The 15,195-nt window shown below is 71.9% G+C and carries 17 protein-coding genes; 7 read left to right on the top strand and 10 right to left on the bottom strand.

Features of this window, described 5'->3' with window-relative positions; translation table 11 throughout:
• The first annotated feature begins 117 nt into the window (after window positions 1–117).
• Window positions 118–1,098, top strand: coding sequence for a glycoside hydrolase family 11 protein (locus AB0I03_RS15845; protein WP_360412720.1), 981 nt, complete (start codon window positions 118–120; stop codon window positions 1,096–1,098).
• Window positions 1,099–1,176: 78 nt separating this feature from the next.
• Here AB0I03_RS15845 and AB0I03_RS15840 read toward each other — a convergent pair whose 3' ends face one another.
• Window positions 1,177–3,075: an ABC transporter ATP-binding protein gene (locus AB0I03_RS15840; RefSeq protein WP_360412717.1), complete on the bottom strand. Its 1,899-nt coding sequence runs from the start codon at window positions 3,073–3,075 to the stop codon at window positions 1,177–1,179.
• Between the two features lie 195 nt (window positions 3,076–3,270).
• Window positions 3,271–3,747, bottom strand: coding sequence for a MarR family transcriptional regulator (locus AB0I03_RS15835; protein ID WP_360412714.1), 477 nt, complete (start codon window positions 3,745–3,747; stop codon window positions 3,271–3,273).
• A 31-nt stretch (window positions 3,748–3,778) separates the two neighbouring features.
• On the opposite strand from AB0I03_RS15835, the gene AB0I03_RS15830 reads away from it, so the two are divergent.
• On the top strand, window positions 3,779–4,876 hold the full coding sequence (locus tag AB0I03_RS15830) for a bifunctional NAD(P)H-dependent oxidoreductase/GNAT family N-acetyltransferase (protein WP_360412711.1): 1,098 nt from the start codon (window positions 3,779–3,781) through the stop codon (window positions 4,874–4,876).
• Between the two features lie 18 nt (window positions 4,877–4,894).
• On the opposite strand, the gene AB0I03_RS15825 is transcribed toward AB0I03_RS15830, so the two are convergent.
• Together AB0I03_RS15825 and AB0I03_RS15820 are read right to left on the bottom strand one after the other, a co-directional pair.
• Window positions 4,895–5,755: an NAD(P)H-binding protein gene (locus tag AB0I03_RS15825; protein ID WP_360412708.1), complete on the bottom strand. Its 861-nt coding sequence runs from the start codon at window positions 5,753–5,755 to the stop codon at window positions 4,895–4,897.
• 215 nt (window positions 5,756–5,970) lie between these two features.
• Entirely contained in the window at window positions 5,971–6,339 is a 369-nt protein-coding gene (locus tag AB0I03_RS15820; RefSeq protein ID WP_360412705.1) for a hypothetical protein, read from the bottom strand.
• 274 nt (window positions 6,340–6,613) lie between these two features.
• Between AB0I03_RS15820 and AB0I03_RS15815 the strand changes: the two genes are divergently transcribed.
• The gene (locus AB0I03_RS15815) at window positions 6,614–7,030 is read left to right on the top strand and encodes a hypothetical protein (RefSeq protein ID WP_360412702.1); all 417 of its coding nucleotides are present in this window, start codon (window positions 6,614–6,616) and stop codon (window positions 7,028–7,030) included.
• Complete coding sequence (locus AB0I03_RS15810) at window positions 7,027–7,431, top strand: hypothetical protein (protein ID WP_360412699.1); 405 nt, start codon at window positions 7,027–7,029, stop codon at window positions 7,429–7,431. The genes AB0I03_RS15815 and AB0I03_RS15810 overlap by 4 nt, the downstream gene beginning before the upstream one ends.
• 34 nt (window positions 7,432–7,465) lie before the next feature.
• Here the strand turns inward: AB0I03_RS15810 and AB0I03_RS15805 are convergent, their stop codons facing one another.
• A complete protein-coding gene (locus AB0I03_RS15805) occupies window positions 7,466–7,966 on the bottom strand; it encodes a hypothetical protein (protein ID WP_360412696.1) in 501 nt (166 codons plus the stop codon).
• Window positions 7,967–8,027: 61 nt separating this feature from the next.
• Complete coding sequence (locus tag AB0I03_RS15800) at window positions 8,028–8,936, bottom strand: alpha/beta hydrolase (protein ID WP_360412693.1); 909 nt, start codon at window positions 8,934–8,936, stop codon at window positions 8,028–8,030.
• Between the two features lie 107 nt (window positions 8,937–9,043).
• Here AB0I03_RS15800 and AB0I03_RS15795 point away from each other — a divergent pair, with 107 nt between their 5' ends.
• Window positions 9,044–9,499: a DUF4383 domain-containing protein gene (locus AB0I03_RS15795; RefSeq protein WP_360412690.1), complete on the top strand. Its 456-nt coding sequence runs from the start codon at window positions 9,044–9,046 to the stop codon at window positions 9,497–9,499.
• 11 nt (window positions 9,500–9,510) lie between these two features.
• On the opposite strand, the gene AB0I03_RS15790 is transcribed toward AB0I03_RS15795, so the two are convergent.
• Window positions 9,511–10,242: a hypothetical protein gene (locus AB0I03_RS15790; protein ID WP_360412688.1), complete on the bottom strand. Its 732-nt coding sequence runs from the start codon at window positions 10,240–10,242 to the stop codon at window positions 9,511–9,513.
• Window positions 10,243–10,411: 169 nt separating this feature from the next.
• Between AB0I03_RS15790 and AB0I03_RS15785 the strand changes: the two genes are divergently transcribed.
• Window positions 10,412–10,771 (top strand): metalloregulator ArsR/SmtB family transcription factor, encoded by a 360-nt coding sequence (locus AB0I03_RS15785; protein ID WP_360412685.1) that lies wholly within the window; start codon window positions 10,412–10,414, stop codon window positions 10,769–10,771.
• An 81-nt stretch (window positions 10,772–10,852) separates the two neighbouring features.
• A complete protein-coding gene (locus AB0I03_RS15780; protein ID WP_360412682.1) occupies window positions 10,853–12,256 on the top strand; it encodes an MFS transporter in 1,404 nt (467 codons plus the stop codon).
• Window positions 12,257–12,258: 2 nt separating this feature from the next.
• Here the strand turns inward: AB0I03_RS15780 and AB0I03_RS15775 are convergent, their stop codons facing one another.
• The 3 genes from AB0I03_RS15775 to aztA all read right to left on the bottom strand — a co-directional run bounded on the left by AB0I03_RS15775 (window position 12,259) and on the right by aztA (window position 15,140).
• On the bottom strand, window positions 12,259–13,557 hold the full coding sequence (locus AB0I03_RS15775; protein ID WP_360412679.1) for a hypothetical protein: 1,299 nt from the start codon (window positions 13,555–13,557) through the stop codon (window positions 12,259–12,261).
• A gap of 179 nt (window positions 13,558–13,736) precedes the next feature.
• Entirely contained in the window at window positions 13,737–14,375 is a 639-nt protein-coding gene (locus tag AB0I03_RS15770) for an HAD family phosphatase (RefSeq protein ID WP_360413087.1), read from the bottom strand.
• Between the two features lie 120 nt (window positions 14,376–14,495).
• Window positions 14,496–15,140: a zinc ABC transporter ATP-binding protein AztA gene (gene aztA / locus AB0I03_RS15765; protein ID WP_360412676.1), complete on the bottom strand. Its 645-nt coding sequence runs from the start codon at window positions 15,138–15,140 to the stop codon at window positions 14,496–14,498.
• Window positions 15,141–15,195: the final 55 nt, after the last annotated feature.

Here is a 15,195-nt window from a genome sequence, read left to right as displayed (position 1 = left end):
AAAGTCATTGACACGTTCCGGAGTGCGGTCCACGATGGTCATCATCGATAGATAGATGTCTCTCGATGCGGTCGGCGATTTCACGCCGACCGGACGGCACCTTCCCAAGGAGTCAGGATGTCATCGGACAACCCGCCCCCCAGCATTTTCAGCCGCCGGAACCTTCTCCTCGGCGGCACGGGAGCGCTCGCGCTCGGCGCCACAGGGCTGATCATGCCCGGCACGGCCCACGCCCAGCAGGTGATCACCACCAACCAGGAGGGCACCCACAACGGCTACTACTACTCGTTCTGGACCGACTCCCAGGGCAGGGCCTCCATGACCCTCGGCGCGGGCGGGAACTACAGCTCCCAGTGGAACGGCGCCAACAACTGGGTCGGCGGCAAGGGCTGGGCCAACGGCGGACGCCGCACCGTGGACTACAGCGGTTCGGTCAACCACGGCAGCAACGGCTACCTGGCGCTCTACGGTTGGACCTCCAACCCGCTGGTCGAGTACTACATCGTCGAATCCCACGGCCCGTACAACCCCAGCAGCGGCGCCACGCACCGCGGCAACGCCACCATCAACGGCGGCAACTACTGGCTCGGCCAGTCCACGCGCTACAACGCCCCGTCGGTGGAGGGCACCAAGACCTTCCAGCAGTACTGGAGCGTCCGCCAGGGCAATCGCTCCTCCGGCTCCATCGACACCGGCGCCCACTTCGACGCGTGGGCCCGCGCCGGCATGAACCTGGGCGCGTTCAGCTACTACATGATCATGGCGACCGAGGGCTACCAGTCCACCGGCAACTCCAACATCACCGTCGGCAGCACCGGCGGCGGTGGCGGGGGCGGCGGCGCCTGCACCGCGACGCTCTCGGCCGGCCAGCGCTGGAGCGACCGGTACAACCTCAACGTGGCGGTCTCCGGCAAGAGCGACTGGCGGACCACGCTGAACATCCCGTCGCCCGCGAAGGTCATCGCCACCTGGAACTGCAGCGCGTCGTACCCGAGTGCGCAGCAGCTGGTCGCCACGCCGAACGGCAGCGGCAACACCTTCGGGCTCACCATCCAGGCCAACGGCAACTGGAACTGGCCGACCGTCGCTTGCGGTTGAGCCGGCAGCGGGGTCCCCGGAATCCCAACCGCCGGGGACCCCGCGTCGTCCATCCACAAGGGTCGATGGCTGCGTGAGCTAGGCCGCGTAGGACCGGGCCTGGAGCCGCCACAGTTCGGCGTAGACGCCGTTCGCGGCGACCAGGTCCCGGTGCGGCCCCAGTTCGATGAGCTTGCCTTCATCGAGCACCGCGATCGCGTCGGCGTGGACCACGCCTTGGAGCCGGTGCGAGATCAGCACGGTCGAGGCGGACCCCGCGCGGGCGCGCAGGGTGTCGAAGAGCAGCGCCTCGGCGCGGGCGTCGAGAGCGGCCGAGGGCTCGTCGGCGACGAGCAGCCCGCCGCGGTCGCGGTAGAGGCCGCGCGCGGAGGAGAGCCGCTGCCACTGTCCGCCCGAGAGGTCGGTGCCGCCCCGGAACTGGGTGTCCAGGAGCTGGTTCCAGCCGTGCTCGAAGCCTTCGATCATGTCGAGCGCGCCCGCGTCGCGCGCCGCGGCTTGGAGCCGCTCGCGGTCGGCCGGCTCGTTGGAGCGTCCGAGCCGCACCGAGAGTTCGGCGGTGAACGGCCACTGCTGCACCTGCTGGGCGATCACCGCCACGTGGCAGCGCCAGCGGGCGGGATCGATGCGGGTGATGTCGACGCCGTCCCAGAGGATCTGCCCCGAGGTGGGCGCGTAGAGGCCGGCGAGGAGCTTCGCGACGGTGGTCTTGCCCGAGCCGTTCTCGCCGACGAGCGCGAGGGTCCGGCCGCGCTCGATCGTGAGGCTCACGCCGGTGACGGCGTCGGTGTCCTTGCCCGGGTAGCGGAACGAGACGTCGACCAGTTCGATCACGCGGGGAACCGGCAGCGGGCGCGTGTCGTCCGGTGCGGGGCCGGCGAGGTGCGGCTGCGCGGCGATGCGCTCGCGCGCGATGGCGTCGAACTCGTGCCGGTCCGCGGCGTACAGCCCGTCCTCGTAGACGGTGTTGACGGCGACGAGGAGGTTCTCCATCCCGGCGCGGCCCTGCCCGATCGCGACCACTGCGGCCGCGGCGACGGCCAGCGGCACGGCGCCGGCCGCGAGCATCCACAGGAGCACCCCGTAGACGCCCGCGACGGCGACACCGGCGACGAGCTGGCCGATGCCGCGGGTGAGCGTCTGCGACCGGATCACGTCGAAGTCCGCCCGGGTCTCCTGGTCCACCATGGCCTGGTGCTGGCCGCGCAGCCAGGCGCCCGCCTCGTGGTAGCGCTGGTCGTCGGCGGTCCAGCGGTTGTCCATGAGCCACTCGACCATCCAGAGGCGGCGCCGGCGCGAGACCCGAGAGCGGTTCGAGACGTACATGAGCCGCGCCGACCGGACCGCGGCCCAGCCGGTGGGGAGCGCCGCCGCGAACAGGAGCGGGATCAGGACCGGCTCGATGACCGCGAGCGCGGCCGCCACCGCGGCGACGGTGACCGCGGCGGTCACCAGGTCGACGACGTGGCCGACGAGATCGACGACGGCCCGCGACCCGCGGTCCTTCGCGGCCTTCAGGCGGTCGGCGAACGTGTCGTCGTCGAACGCCGAGCGCGGTACGGCCGTGATGAGCCGGTAGAACTCACGTTCGGTCCGGTTGAGCACGAGGGGGTGCAGCCGCTGCTGCGCGTACCCGGCGCCGAGGCCCAGGCCGGCGCGGGCCGCGGTCGCACCGACGAGGAGGCCGAGTGCGGGGCCGGCGGCCACGAGCCGCTCCCAGGTCGGCGCGGCGGCGAACAGGGTGGCCGAGATGTCCGAGACCGCCAGAAGCGCGGTCGTGGTCGCGACGCCGGCGACGACGTTGAGGCCGATCGCGGCCACAGTCCATCCGCGCGAAGCGGTCCAGGCGGTCCGCAGCGCCTGCCCGATCAGGCCGGGCAGTTGCCTCGCCATGCGCCAGAACGACGCCGACTCGACGTCCTCGGAGTGGCGGTACCAGGCGCTGTCCTCGAGTTCGGGCAGCACAGTTTCAGGAGGCACAGCCGCGCCGTCCCGGTTCGCTCTCGCCTCGCGCCTGCGCCGACGCGGCGCCAACCGCGCCGACGAGCCTGCCCTGCTCCGCATCCGACCTCCTGCAGCCCATTCGCGTTCGCGGACCTCATCATCCCGCTCGCCACCGACATTCGGCGATCCCGGAGCCGACTCGGCCCCGGTCGGGTCGGCGACACCGGCCTGTCAGGCGCGTTCGGGGGCGTGTTGGTCCATGCGGGCGGCGATGCGCTCGAGGGCGGCGAGGTCGCGGGGTTCGAGGCGGTCGATGAAGTGGCGGCGCACCGACTCGACGTGGGCGGGCGCGGCGTTCTCGAGGGCCTTCATGCCCTGCGCGGTGAGCAAGAGCAGGCAGCCTCTGCCGTCGGCGGGGTCGGGTTCGCGCCGGAGCAGTCCGCGCGCCTCCATGCGGCTGGCGTGGCGGGAGAGCCGACTGCGGGACCAGCCCATCTTGTCGGCCTGCTCCCCTAGCGTGCTGGTGCGCCCGGGGCGTTCGGAGAGGGTGCTCAGGACCTCGTAGTCGGCTTCGGAGAGCCCGATCGCGGCCAGGTCGCGGGCGGTACCGATCTGGACGGCGACCATGACGCGCCGGAAGGCCCGCCAGGCCCGCTCCTCGTCGGGGTCGAGCCAGCGAACCGCTGCTGCCGAAAAACTCGTTGACATGTAATCAACTTAGCATCTACACTTCGTTTCCATGTCAACGAAAAAACTTCGCGTCCTCGTCCTCACGTGCAGCACCCGCCCCGGCGCGCTCGGCCCCGCCGTGAACCGGTGGCTCCTCGACGCGGTCGCCGACCGGGCCGACCAGCTCGGCGTCGAGCTGGTGCCGGTGTCGTTGGACGACTTGGACCTGCCGTTCCTCGACGAGGAGGAGCACCCGTCGTCGGGCGTCTACCGGCACGAGCACACCCGCCGGTGGAGCGCGATCGCCGACGCCGCGGACGGGTTCATCGCGGTCACGCCCGAGTACAACTACGGGATGCCCGCGACGCTGAAGAACGCGCTGGACTACCTGAGCGCCGAGTGGGCCTGGAAGCCGATCGGCTTCGTCAGCTACGGCCACACCTCGGCGGGCACCCGCGCGGTGCAGCACGCGAAGCAGGTGGTGACCACCTTGCGCATGATGCCGCTCGGCGCCACGGTCGCCATCCGCATCGGCGAAGCGGTCGAGCGCTTCGAGGACGCGGTTGCGGCGGGGGCGCTGCGACCCGACCCCGCCCGCGACGCGGCGGGCATCGCCCTGCTCGACGAGCTCGCGCGGGTCGCGAACGCCTTGCGGCCCATGCGTGAACGGGCCCGGACCGAGTCGCGGCCGGGTCCGGTGGCGGGGTCGTACGCGCGGGCGCTCACGCCCGACGACGCCGCGGAGGTGACCGTGCTGCAGCGGTGCTGTTGGGTGGAGGAGGCGGTCGTCAACGACACCCTCGACATTCCGGCCCTGCACGAATCGGTGGAGGACATTCGCGAGTGGCTGGCCGCCTGGCGCACCACGGGCCTCTGGCTCGACGGGCGGCTGCTCGGCATCGTGCGGACCCGCCGCATCCGAGACGTCTGGGACATCGGACGGCTCGCCGTCGCCCCCGACCAGCGCGGCCGCGGCCTGGGGACGTGGCTGCTGCGGACCGCCGAGTCCGCGGCCGACCCGGAGTGCCGGCGCTTCGTGCTCTTCACCGGCGCCAAGAGCCGGCGGAACATCGACTTCTATGAGCGCGAAGGCTACGTGCGGACGTCGGACGACGCCCCGGAGGGCACGGTCGGGCTCGCCAAGGAGCGGGCGGGTCTCCCCCAGTGACGGTTCAGCGGTGTCACGCTACGCGAGATGCGTTGCGGCCCAGCCTTTCAGAGCGGTGGGCGTAGCGGTCGCGACGGACCGGGGGTCCTCGGGGGTGTAGTCGTCCCTGATGCCCACGGTCATCATCACGATCGCGTCCACTTGCGACTCGGACATCCCCAAGGAGGTCAGCGTCGAGCGGACTTCGGCGTCGCTGATCTGCTTGGGCTCCACCGCGTGGCCGAGGGCGTCCGTCAGGATCTCGGCGACCTGCCGGAACGATAGGTCCTCGGGGCCGTGCACCCCCTGGACGCTGCGGCCGGCCCACGACCGGGAGAGCAGGCGGACCGCGGCGACCGCCGCGATGTCCTCGGGCGCGACCCACGGCAGCGGCCGGTCGAGGTCCATCGCGGTGACCAGTGCGCCGTCCCGGATCGACTCCAGGTCCATGAACAGGTTGGTGAAGAAGTAGCCGCACCGCAGGTGCGTGACCGAGGCGCCGCTCTCATCGAGGGCGAGCTCCGTGGCGGCGAGGCCGTCGATCTCGCCGACGCCGTGGCGCTTCTCCGCGCCGCCGCTGGACTGGAACACCACACGCGGAATGCCGTTGGCCTGGACGGCGGCCCGGACGTTCCCGGCCGCGTTCATGTGCGCTTCGACCGGGTCGCGGTCCGTGGCGGTCGGGCTGACCCAGTACAGCGCTTCGAGACCGCTCGTCGCGTCGACCACACTGGCGGCGTCCCACGCGTCGAGCACCGCGGTGTCGACGTGCTCGGCGATGTCCGCGTCGAGCGTGCCCGGGTCGCGCAGCAGCGCGCGCGGGCGGACCCCGGCTTGGACGAGCAGTCGCAGCACGTGTGCGCCGACATGGCCTTTCGGTGTCATGACGCCGATGGTCATGTTGTTTCCCTTCTCTTCGGCATGGCTGGGAACCCACCGTACGGGTCGGGTACGACATTGCCGATGCAGCAGCCTTTACCCAGTGCCCGTGGGCATCCGCGGCGGGACCGTGGCGATCGCACCCGGGCACGCCGGAGCCGCCGGGCCGCAGGAGCAGCCCGGCGCACTCGGAAGTAAGGAAAGCGCCGAGGCCCGACGCGTCCGGGTTCGTTCGCTCAGCGGTTGGTGACCTTCTGAAGGACCGCGCGGCTCCGCTCGGGCAGCTCACCGGCCGCCGACATGATCGCGTCCCGCGCGTCCTCGAGGTGCGCGACGGCCCGGCGGTACCCGGTGGCGGACTTGTGCCGGTCGTAGGCGATCTTGGCGCCGACCACCGCGGCCGCGGCGATCCCGGCTACCGCGAGGATCATGACGATCCGTCCGGTCCTGCTCCCCGACTCGGCAACCAGTGCATCTTCGTCGTCGTAGGGCTCGTGCTCGGGGACCTCGACACTGTCGCGCCCGGCGATGTCCGACAGGCGCAGGGCGTCGGTCTCGACTCCCGGTTCGGCGTTCGATCTCGGCGGATCCTGCTGCGATTTCATGGTCAAATCCTCCCACGGGTCGGCCCGCGAGGGTTCCCCGTTGCGGGCATCGGAAACCTCGCGTCGTCAAGTCCCGCACGGGACGACACGACGACCCGGTCGACACCGCGGCCCCCTTGGCGTTCGGCCCCAAGGAAGTACGCCCCGCAGGGCTCCTACCTCCCGCGATGTAGGCCGATTGACAACTCCGGGCCGATGCCCGGGCGCGACGGCGGGCGGCAGACTCCACCGCATGCGGCGGCCGGCCGCGGTCAGGTGTGAGGAGATGTCGCGGGTGAAGCTGTTCTTCCTGGGGTGGACGCGGTTCGTCGTCGTCCTCCTCGTGCTCCAGGTCGGCCTCGCCGGATGGGGGGCCGTCTCGGGAGGCGACGAGCGCATCATGCGGTTCATCGCCCACGCCGGCAACGGCGGCATGCTCATCCTCTGGCTCATGCTGTCGGTGGTCTTCGCCCTCATCGCCCGGCCCGGCTGGAAGACCGTGCTGCTGACCGCCTTGTCGGCCTTCATGATCATGATGCAGGGCGCGTTCGCCTACAGCTTCGGCACCGACGGCGTCGGCGGGGGCGTCGGCATCGCCCTCCACGCGCTCAACGGCCTCGGCATTCTCACCCTGCAAGTGGTCGTCGCCCGCCGGGCCAAACAGGCGGTCGACGCGAAACGCGCTCTGAAAGCGGAAGGAACCCCGGCATGAGTCCCGTCTTCGGCAAGGTCCTGCGGGTCTGGATGATGCTGCTGCTGGTGCTGCTGGTCGTGCAGTTCGCCCTGGCCGGCTTCGGCGTCGGCTACAGCGGGGCGCTCGACGACGGCTTCGCACTGCACTTCCGCAACGGCAACGCCCTGCTGTACCTCTATGCGGCCGCGATCCTCATCGCCCTGGCGGCGCGGGCCGGGGCCCGGATCGTGTGGCTGACCGCGCTGGGGGCCTTCCTCGTGCTGCTCCAGCACGGCATGGCCGTCGTCAACGTCCCCGGCACGCTCTGGGGCCAGTCGCTGTTCCTGGTCCACGCCCTGAACGGCCTGGCGCTCATCTTCCTCGCCCACCGCACCGGGGTCCTGCTCCGCAGGCAGCGGCGCGAGCGGACCGCGCCCTGAGCGGGCGCGGTCCGGAGCGCGGCCGGCCTTCGTGTCAGGGCCGGGGCGGGACCGGCTCGTCAGGAAGCGGACGGAACGGGTCGACGCCGTACGGCACGCCGCTCTCCGGGCGCGTCGGATCGGGCGCGTACGGGTCGAGGGCCTCGTCCTGTTCCGGCGGCACCGGATCGGGGTCGTTCGGATCGTTGGGGTCGTTCGGTATCGGCTGGAGCGGGTCGGCCTCGTCCGGCAGCGGCTCGCGGGGCTCGCCCTCGTCCGGGACCGGCTGGAGCGGGTCGGCCTCATCGGGAACCGGTTCGCCCGGGTCGCGCTCGCGCGCCTCGCCCGTGTCCTCGGGGACTTCGGCGGCCAGCTGCTGCTCGAGCGGCGTGCCCTGGCGCTCTTCCTGCGGCGTCATACCGGGCTTGTCCGCCTCCTGGTAGCCGTCCGCGTCGAGGATGGCGTCCGAGAGCCCCTCCTCGTTCGGCTCCTCGTCGTCCACGAACCCGAAGGTCTCGTGCTCTGCGGCGTCGTAGGTCTGGTTCCGGTCGGTCATGGTTCCCCCCTCCTCAGGGACGGAGAAGTACCCCGGCCGGGGCCGACCATGCACCCGCCGGTCAGGAGCCGGTCCGCCCGGCCGCCGTGCGCTCGAGGAACGGCAGCGCGATCTCGGCGAGCTGCGCGGCCGCGGTGTAGACGGCGTCGTGCGGGCTCGACGGCACGACCGCGAGTTCGCCGCGCGGCAGCAGCCGCGCGACCTCCTCGGCCCACGCCTGCGAGGTGACCGCCTCGTGCTCGCCGCGCGTCACGAGGGCCGGAGCCCGCACACCGGGCAGTTTGTCCTCGACCCGGTCGCGCAGCGCCAGGCGGAGGGTCCGCACGGCGCGGACCAGTCCGGCATCGGCGAGGTCGCGCAGGAGGATCGGCAGTTGGAGCGGGTCCTCGTGGGGGATGCCGCGCAGCCACCGCAGGGCCTGCCGCGTCATGCTCCGCGCACGCGGGTCCATGGTCGGGCCGACCAGGACCAGGCTCTGCACCAGGTCAGGGTGCCGGTAGGCGAGGTCGACCGCGATCTGCGTGCCGAAGGAGTTGGCGATGAGCACGGCCGGGGCGTTCCCGGTGGCCCGCATCCACTCGGCGAGCCAGTCCGCGAGCGCGGGAACGTCCAGGACGGCCCCGGGCGCTTCGCTGAGTCCGAATCCGGGCAGGTCGACCGCCCGCACGGGATACCGGGGCGCGAGGTGCGCCGCGATCGGCATCAGGTAGCGGTGCGACACGGCGAGGCCGTGGACCAGGACCACGGGGACCTCGCCCGACGGGTCGTCCGCGGACGCCCGGTAGTGGATTCGCAGCCCCCGCACGGTCGCCCAGCGGCTCTCGAAATCGCCGTCCGCCTCGGGCGCGCGGGTCGCCACGGCGTACTTCGCACGCATGGCGCGCCAGCGCCGCCGGCTCGCCGACTCGGCACCCGAGGGCTCCTCGAACGGTGTGGCCGAGCGCCTGGCTCGGTGTCGCTGTCGGTTCACGCGGTCCGGTTACCCAGGGCATGGAGGGGCTATGCCCGCGCGGCCCACCGCCCGGCATGAACCGACCGGCGCGGGGTAACCGAATGACAACGTGAGAGGAGTCCGAAATGAGTGAGTTCAAAGGCGATTCGACGGCGAGGACGCCGCTGCGTCCCACGACGATGTTCATCTCTGCGGTGTTCCTGCTGGTGGGACTGCTCGGATTCGTTCCCGGCATCACGACCGACTTCAGCGAGATGACCTTCGCGGGGCACCACTCCTCGGCCATGCTGTTCGGTGTCTTCGCGGTGTCGATCCTGCACAACCTCGTCCACGTGCTGTTCGGGATCGTCGGCTTCCTGTGCGCCGGATCGGCGAGCCGATCGGTGTCCTTCCTCCTCGTCGGCGGCGTGATCTACCTGGTGCTGTGGTTGTACGGCCTCATCATCGACCTCGGCTCCGCGGCCAACTTCGTGCCCGTGAACACCGCGGACAACTGGCTGCACTTCGGCCTCGCGGTCGGGATGATCGGCCTCGGCGCCGTGTTCGGGTCCAAGGTCAAGAAGTCGACGCGGGCCGCGTAGCGCGCCGGGCTTCAGCGGCTCGAACCGCTGTCGCCGTCCGGTGCAGCGGGGCGGGGCCCGGGGACGAGGTTCGACCGCCCTTCCCATGAGCCGTGCTCGGAGAGCGGCCGGAACCGCAGCGTCGTGAACTCGTGATGGAAGTCCCGCCGGTCCCGCTCCGCCATCGCCTCGCTGTGGAGGCGGGCGGCGGGGCCGGCGTCGCGTCCGAAGACCATGCCGGTCATGGCGCGGGCGCTGGTCCAGACCGAGAACGTGCAGACCGTTCGGGTCGGCCGCATCGCCGCGAGCGCCAGCGTCGTCTCGGGGTGGTCCCGGACTTGGCGCTCGACGGGCCTGCCCCAGTGGATGAAGCGCGGCAGCTCGGGCAGGCGCATCCGTGCGATGGTCACCGCGACCACGGGTTCGCCGGGATCGGTGCGCCCGGTTTCGGCGGGCAGGTGGTCCAGTTCGCGGACCGATCCCCAGCGGCGCAGGTACTCGAGCCGCACATGCCAACCGGCACTGAGCATCCGGCCGGAGGGCGTCTGCGCGAGGAACGCCTCGAGTGCCGCTTCGTCGGCCCATTCGGCGAACACGGCGAGGTGTCGCAGCCGCATCCGGCTCGGCGACACGACGGGCGCGCCCAGTTCCATCCCGACGAGGACTTCGATGTGCTGGAGTCCCGGTGCCGACGGCGGCCGCAGGAGCACGCCGACGGCGCTTCGGAGGGGCGCCTTGGCGAGGTGGAACGAGTGGATGGCCATAGGGGTGATCCAACCCGAGAACATGCCAGACCGCTACGTCCGGTCTCGGTGTTGCCGCGCCACCTGGGCGTTCGGGTTCCCGGACATCGGTGCCGCATGGGCCCGGTTCGTGCGTCGTTCACGCATCGCGTTGCGTCGGCGGGGGCCGGCCCGCACGTAGGATGGGCCCATGCCCGAACGCGAACAACCTGCTCCTGCAAGCGGCTTGCACCATGCCGCGCCCTCCAGTGAGCAGTTCGCCGCCGCAGCGAGCGTGTTCGCGCTCCTGGCCGACCAGACCCGGCTGCGTCTCCTGTGGGTGCTGGCCGAAGGGGAAGCCGACGTCACCGCCCTCGCGGCCGCGACCGGGGCCGCCCGCACCGCGGTGAGCCAGCATCTGGCGAAGCTGCGCCTCGCCGGGCTGGTCCAGGCGCGCAGGGAGGGCCGCCGCGCGGTGTACTCGCTGACCGACGGACACCTGCGCCGCCTCGTGCTCGAGGCGCTCAGCCGCGCCGACCACCAGGTCACCGGGAAGCCCTGGCACGCCTGACCCTCCACGCATTCGACGTGTGCGCAGGTGCGCACATATGGTACGGTCGGGGCGTCACCCTTCCCTACCGAGGACCGCACCGTGCTCTCCGTGCTGCGCCACCGCACCTACCGCCACCTGTTCGCCGCGCAGGTCATCGCCCTCGCCGGCACCGGCCTCGCGACAGTGGCGCTCAGCCTCCTCGCCTACGACCTCGCCGGGGCCCGGGCGGGCGCGGTGCTCGGGACCGCCCTGGCGATCAAGATGCTCGCGTACCTGCTCATCGGCCCGATCGCCACCGCGCTCGCCGAGCGGATCTCGCGACGGACCCTCCTGTGCGCCATGGACATCGCACGCGCCGCCGTGGCACTGGCCCTGCCGTTCGTGACCGAGGTCTGGCAGGTCTACGTCCTCGTCCTGGTACTGCAGGCCGCCTCGGCCGCATTCACTCCGACGTTCCAGGCGACCATCCCCGAGGTGCTGCCGCGCGAGGCCGACTACACGAAGGCGCTGTCGCTCTCGCGGCTCGCCTACGACCTGGAGAACCTGTTCAGCCCCGCGCTCGCGGCCGCGCTGCTCGCGACGGCCGGCTACCAGTGGCTGTTCACCGGCACGACCATCGGATTCCTCGCCTCGGCGGCACTGGTCGTATCGGTGGCGCTGCCGAAGCTCACCCCGGCTGAGCAGCGCGGCGGACGCTGGGACAAGACCACCCGCGGCTTCCGCCTCTACCTCGCCACGCCCCGGCTGCGCGGCCTGCTGCTGATGCACCTGGCCGTCGCCGCGGCCACCGCGATGGTCCTCGTCAACACGGTCGTCCTCGTCCAGGACGTGCTCGCGCGCGGCAGCGGCGATGTCGCGATCGCATTGGGCGCGTTCGGCATCGGCTCCATGACGGCGGCACTGCTGCTGCCGCGGCTCCTCACGCGCCGCACCGACCGGCAGGTCATGCTCCCCGCCGCCGGAGTTCTCGCGGCGGGCCTGGCCGTCCTCACCGCCGCGCTGTCGGGCGACGTGCTCGGCTGGGTCGGACTGCTCGCGCTCTGGATGGTCCTGGGGGCGGCGACGGGCGCGATCCTGACCCCGACCGGCCGCCTGGTCGCCGCATCGGCGACCCCCGCCGACCGACCGGCGGCCTTCGCCGCCCAGTTCTCGCTCTCCCACGGCTGGTTCCTCATCGCCTATCCGGTGGCCGGATGGCTGGCCGCCCACGCGGGCCTCGCCACTGCCGCCGCCGCGCTCGCCCTCTGCGCCACGACCGCGGCCGTCGCCGGGCTCGTCGTCTGGCCCCGGCGCGACGCCGCGGCCCTCCCCCACGTCCACACCCGACTCGACCCGCACGACCCGCACCTGGCCGGGGCACACGCCGCGGCGCACGGCTGGGCCCACTCGCACGAGTTCGTCATCGATGCGCTGCACCGGCACTGGCCGCAGCCCGCCTCGGACCTCCCGTGCGACGAACGGGGACCGACCCGCCGGCGATCGGGCGCGATCAGCCTCGGCTGACCTCAGGCCGACAGCGGCGCCGGTGCGTCCGCGTCGCGCCCGGCCTCGACCGCGGCGCGGCCGATCAGTTCGACCACCAGTACGAGCACGGCGACGACGACCGCGACCGTGACGACGCCGGAGACGCCGGGGTGGCGCCACAGGACGATCCACAGCAGACCCGCGACGGCCAGCGCGAGTTCGATGGCTCGGCGGTTGCGGTGGACGACGGCGCCGAAGCGGCCGAAGGTGACGCCCGCTCCGGCGAGCCCGCGGGCGGCGGCGTTGCGACCCACTGCGCCGAGGCGCCGCAGGGCGGTCGGGGCCTTCCCGGGTCCGATCGTCCAGCAGGCGAGGGCGACAATGAGCGCGAGCACGGTGACGGTCTCGGCGGCGCCTTTGAGGAACCGGGTGACGGTGTCGTAGACGTTCACCGCGGCTTGCTGGGACTGGACGCCGTCGCCGAGGCCGGCCAGGTACGCGCCGCGTCCGATCGTGAGGCCCGCGGAGAGCAGGAGCATGCCGCCGGCCACGCAGAGCGCGCCGATGAGCAGGCCGCGGCGGCGGTCGGGGGCCGTGGCGACCCCGGCGGCCAGGAGCGCGAGGCCGGCGATCGGCAGGACCCAGGCGGCGGCGTCCAGGAGGGACGCGGCCACGCGGAGCTCGGGGAAGGTCTCGGACTGGGCGATGGTGAAGTGCACCGACACGGCCGGGATGCGTTCGGCCAGCGCGAAACCGGCCTCGATCATGCGGTCCTTGACGCGCTCGACGGCGGGCCCGAGGTCGAGGACCAGGTCATCGCCTTGGAGTTCGAGCGGTCCGCCGTCGCCGCGCAGGAGCGCGACGAGAGAGGTGTGCGCGCGGAGGGTCGCCTCGCGCCACAGCTCGGTGAACTGCTCGGAGTAGACGACCGCGTTGACCTGCTTGTCGATGAACGAGCCGATCCCGGAGGCGAGCGGCACGGCGAGCCGGTCGAGGACCTCGGGCGCGCCCTTGGTCTGGACCGCGTCGATCGCCTCGGCGACGAGCGCGTCGACGTCGAGCGCCTGGTCGACCGCGCCGTTGATGCGGGCGGCGACGGCCGCGCGGACCTCGCCGTCGCGGTAGAGCGGCTCCATGTTGTCCACGAAGCGGTCGGTGTTGAGGACCTCGTTGCGCGCGAACACGGTCGCGGAGGCGAGCACGAGTACGACCGCCGCGAGGACGAGCAGCACGACCGAGCCGGTCCAGCGGGCGCCGCGCTTGCCCCTGTCCGGTGCGGCCTGCGCGCGCAGGCGCTCCAGTTCGGCGCGTTCGGCCCGGGTCAGCGCTGCGTCGGACATGCTCTCGCTCCTTCACTCGGACGCGGCGTCGCCGCGAGCGCTCGCCGGGGCCCGAGCCTCCAGATCGTACTGTCCGGGCGCGGTACCGGGCCTGCGTTTCCTCACTTTCGGGGGCGCGGTCCCGGGGTCTGCCCGGTCGCTTCAGGACGGAGCGGGGTAGGCGGCTGACCTCGGCTCGTTCAGCCCGCGAGGATGATGTCCTTCAGCTCGCTGAGCGATGCGATCCGATGGCTGGCCTGCGCGAAGTCCTGGCCTTGCGTGAAGTCGTTGTGGACGACGGCGCAGTCGATGCCGGCCGCGACGGCCGACTGCAGGCCCCTGGAGGAATCCTCGACGACCAGCGTCGCCTCCTTGGTGGCGCCGAGGCGCTGCAGGCCGGTCAGGTACGGCTCCGGGTGGGGCTTGGAGCGCCCGTAGTCCTCGCGGACGAGGACGAAGTCCATGAACCCTCGGATGTGGCGGTGCTCGTGGATGACCTCGAAATCCGCGCGCCTCGAGGTCGTCACGATCGCCATGCGGACGTGTTTCGCGAGTTCGGCCAGCGTCTCGACGACACCTTCGATCTCGATGGCCTCCGTCCGCAGATGCTCCTGGTAGTACTCGTCGCGAACCGCCCGCAGCCTGTCGATGGTCGCCTCGTCGACGCCGGCCTCCCTGGCCTGCCTCCAGGCTTCCCCGCCCTGGGTCATGTTGCGCCGGTAGCGGTCCTCGTCCAGGGTCACGCCGACCTCCGCCAGCGCGCGTTCGCAGGCCTTGAAGTACCAGGCTTCGGTGTCCACCAGAACGCCGTCGTGGTCGAAGAGGACGAACGCTTTCACCATCGTGAGCCTTTCAAGTGGACGAGGTGGCCAGGTGCGCCAGCCTATCCGAGGGTCCCGGTGCGCACCATGGCCGCGATGAGCGCACGCATGCCGGCGGCGGCGAGTGCGACGGGTCGTTCAGGAAACGACGTCGGCGAGGAGCCGGCCGTTCGCCAGGGCGATGCGGTGGTCGGCGTTCGCGGCGTCCTCGTGGTCGTGGGTGGCGTGGACGACCGTGACCCCTCGGGCGCTCTCCTCGGCCAGCAGCGCAGCGATCTGCTCCTTGGCCTCGGCGTCCAACCCGGTGGCGGGTTCGTCCAGGAGCAGCAGGTCCGACTGCTGCGCGAGCCCTTGGGCGAGGAGGACGCGCTGCCGCTGCCCGCCCGAGAGCGTGCTGAATCGACGATCGGCGAGGGCGGCCACGCCGAGGCGCGCCATGCACCGCTCGGCGATGGAGCGGTCCTCGCGGGTGAGGCGCCGCCACGCCCCCCGGTGCGCCCACCGGCCCATGGTCACGACCTGCCGGACCGTGATGGGGAGTGCGTCCGGGACCTCGCTGCGCTGGACCACGAGGGCGGCCCGGCTCGCGTGCGTCCGCCGCAGCGATCCCGAGGCCGGCGGGTGGGCGCCGGCGAGGACGCCGAGCAGCGTCGACTTCCCCGACCCGTTGTGCCCTGTCACCGCGGTGACCTGATGCGCCGGAATGGAAATGCTCAGGCCGTGCAGCACGGTCACGGCGCCGTGGCGGGCGCTCACGTCGGTCAGTTCGACGGCGTTCGACATGTCGGGCATCACTCTCAGAAAGGACGGCTGTTAAATGCAAATGATTATCATTATA

The sequence above is a fragment of the Glycomyces sp. NPDC021274 genome (assembly GCF_040641195.1).
GTDB lineage: Bacteria > Actinomycetota > Actinomycetes > Mycobacteriales > Micromonosporaceae > Glycomyces.
Note: the sequence above shows the minus strand (reverse complement) of the source record. Positions and strands in the feature narration are given on the sequence as shown.

Excerpts from the sequence above, each read along its gene's own strand:
- AB0I03_RS15825 (WP_360412708.1), bottom strand. The coding sequence starts at position 5,755 with ATGACCATCGGCGTCATGACACCGAAAGGCCATGTCGGCGCACACGTG.
- AB0I03_RS15835 (WP_360412714.1), bottom strand. The coding sequence starts at position 3,747 with ATGTCAACGAGTTTTTCGGCAGCAGCGGTTCGCTGGCTCGACCCCGAC.
- AB0I03_RS15845 (WP_360412720.1), top strand. The coding sequence starts at position 118 with ATGTCATCGGACAACCCGCCCCCCAGCATTTTCAGCCGCCGGAACCTT.
- AB0I03_RS15775 (WP_360412679.1), bottom strand. The coding sequence starts at position 13,557 with ATGTCCGACGCAGCGCTGACCCGGGCCGAACGCGCCGAACTGGAGCGC.
- AB0I03_RS15805 (WP_360412696.1), bottom strand. The coding sequence starts at position 7,966 with ATGACCGACCGGAACCAGACCTACGACGCCGCAGAGCACGAGACCTTC.
- aztA (WP_360412676.1), bottom strand. The coding sequence starts at position 15,140 with ATGTCGAACGCCGTCGAACTGACCGACGTGAGCGCCCGCCACGGCGCC.
- AB0I03_RS15830 (WP_360412711.1), top strand. The coding sequence starts at position 3,779 with ATGTCAACGAAAAAACTTCGCGTCCTCGTCCTCACGTGCAGCACCCGC.
- AB0I03_RS15790 (WP_360412688.1), bottom strand. The coding sequence starts at position 10,242 with ATGGCCATCCACTCGTTCCACCTCGCCAAGGCGCCCCTCCGAAGCGCC.
- AB0I03_RS15785 (WP_360412685.1), top strand. The coding sequence starts at position 10,412 with ATGCCCGAACGCGAACAACCTGCTCCTGCAAGCGGCTTGCACCATGCC.
- AB0I03_RS15810 (WP_360412699.1), top strand. The coding sequence starts at position 7,027 with ATGAGTCCCGTCTTCGGCAAGGTCCTGCGGGTCTGGATGATGCTGCTG.
- AB0I03_RS15795 (WP_360412690.1), top strand. The coding sequence starts at position 9,044 with ATGAGTGAGTTCAAAGGCGATTCGACGGCGAGGACGCCGCTGCGTCCC.
- AB0I03_RS15820 (WP_360412705.1), bottom strand. The coding sequence starts at position 6,339 with ATGAAATCGCAGCAGGATCCGCCGAGATCGAACGCCGAACCGGGAGTC.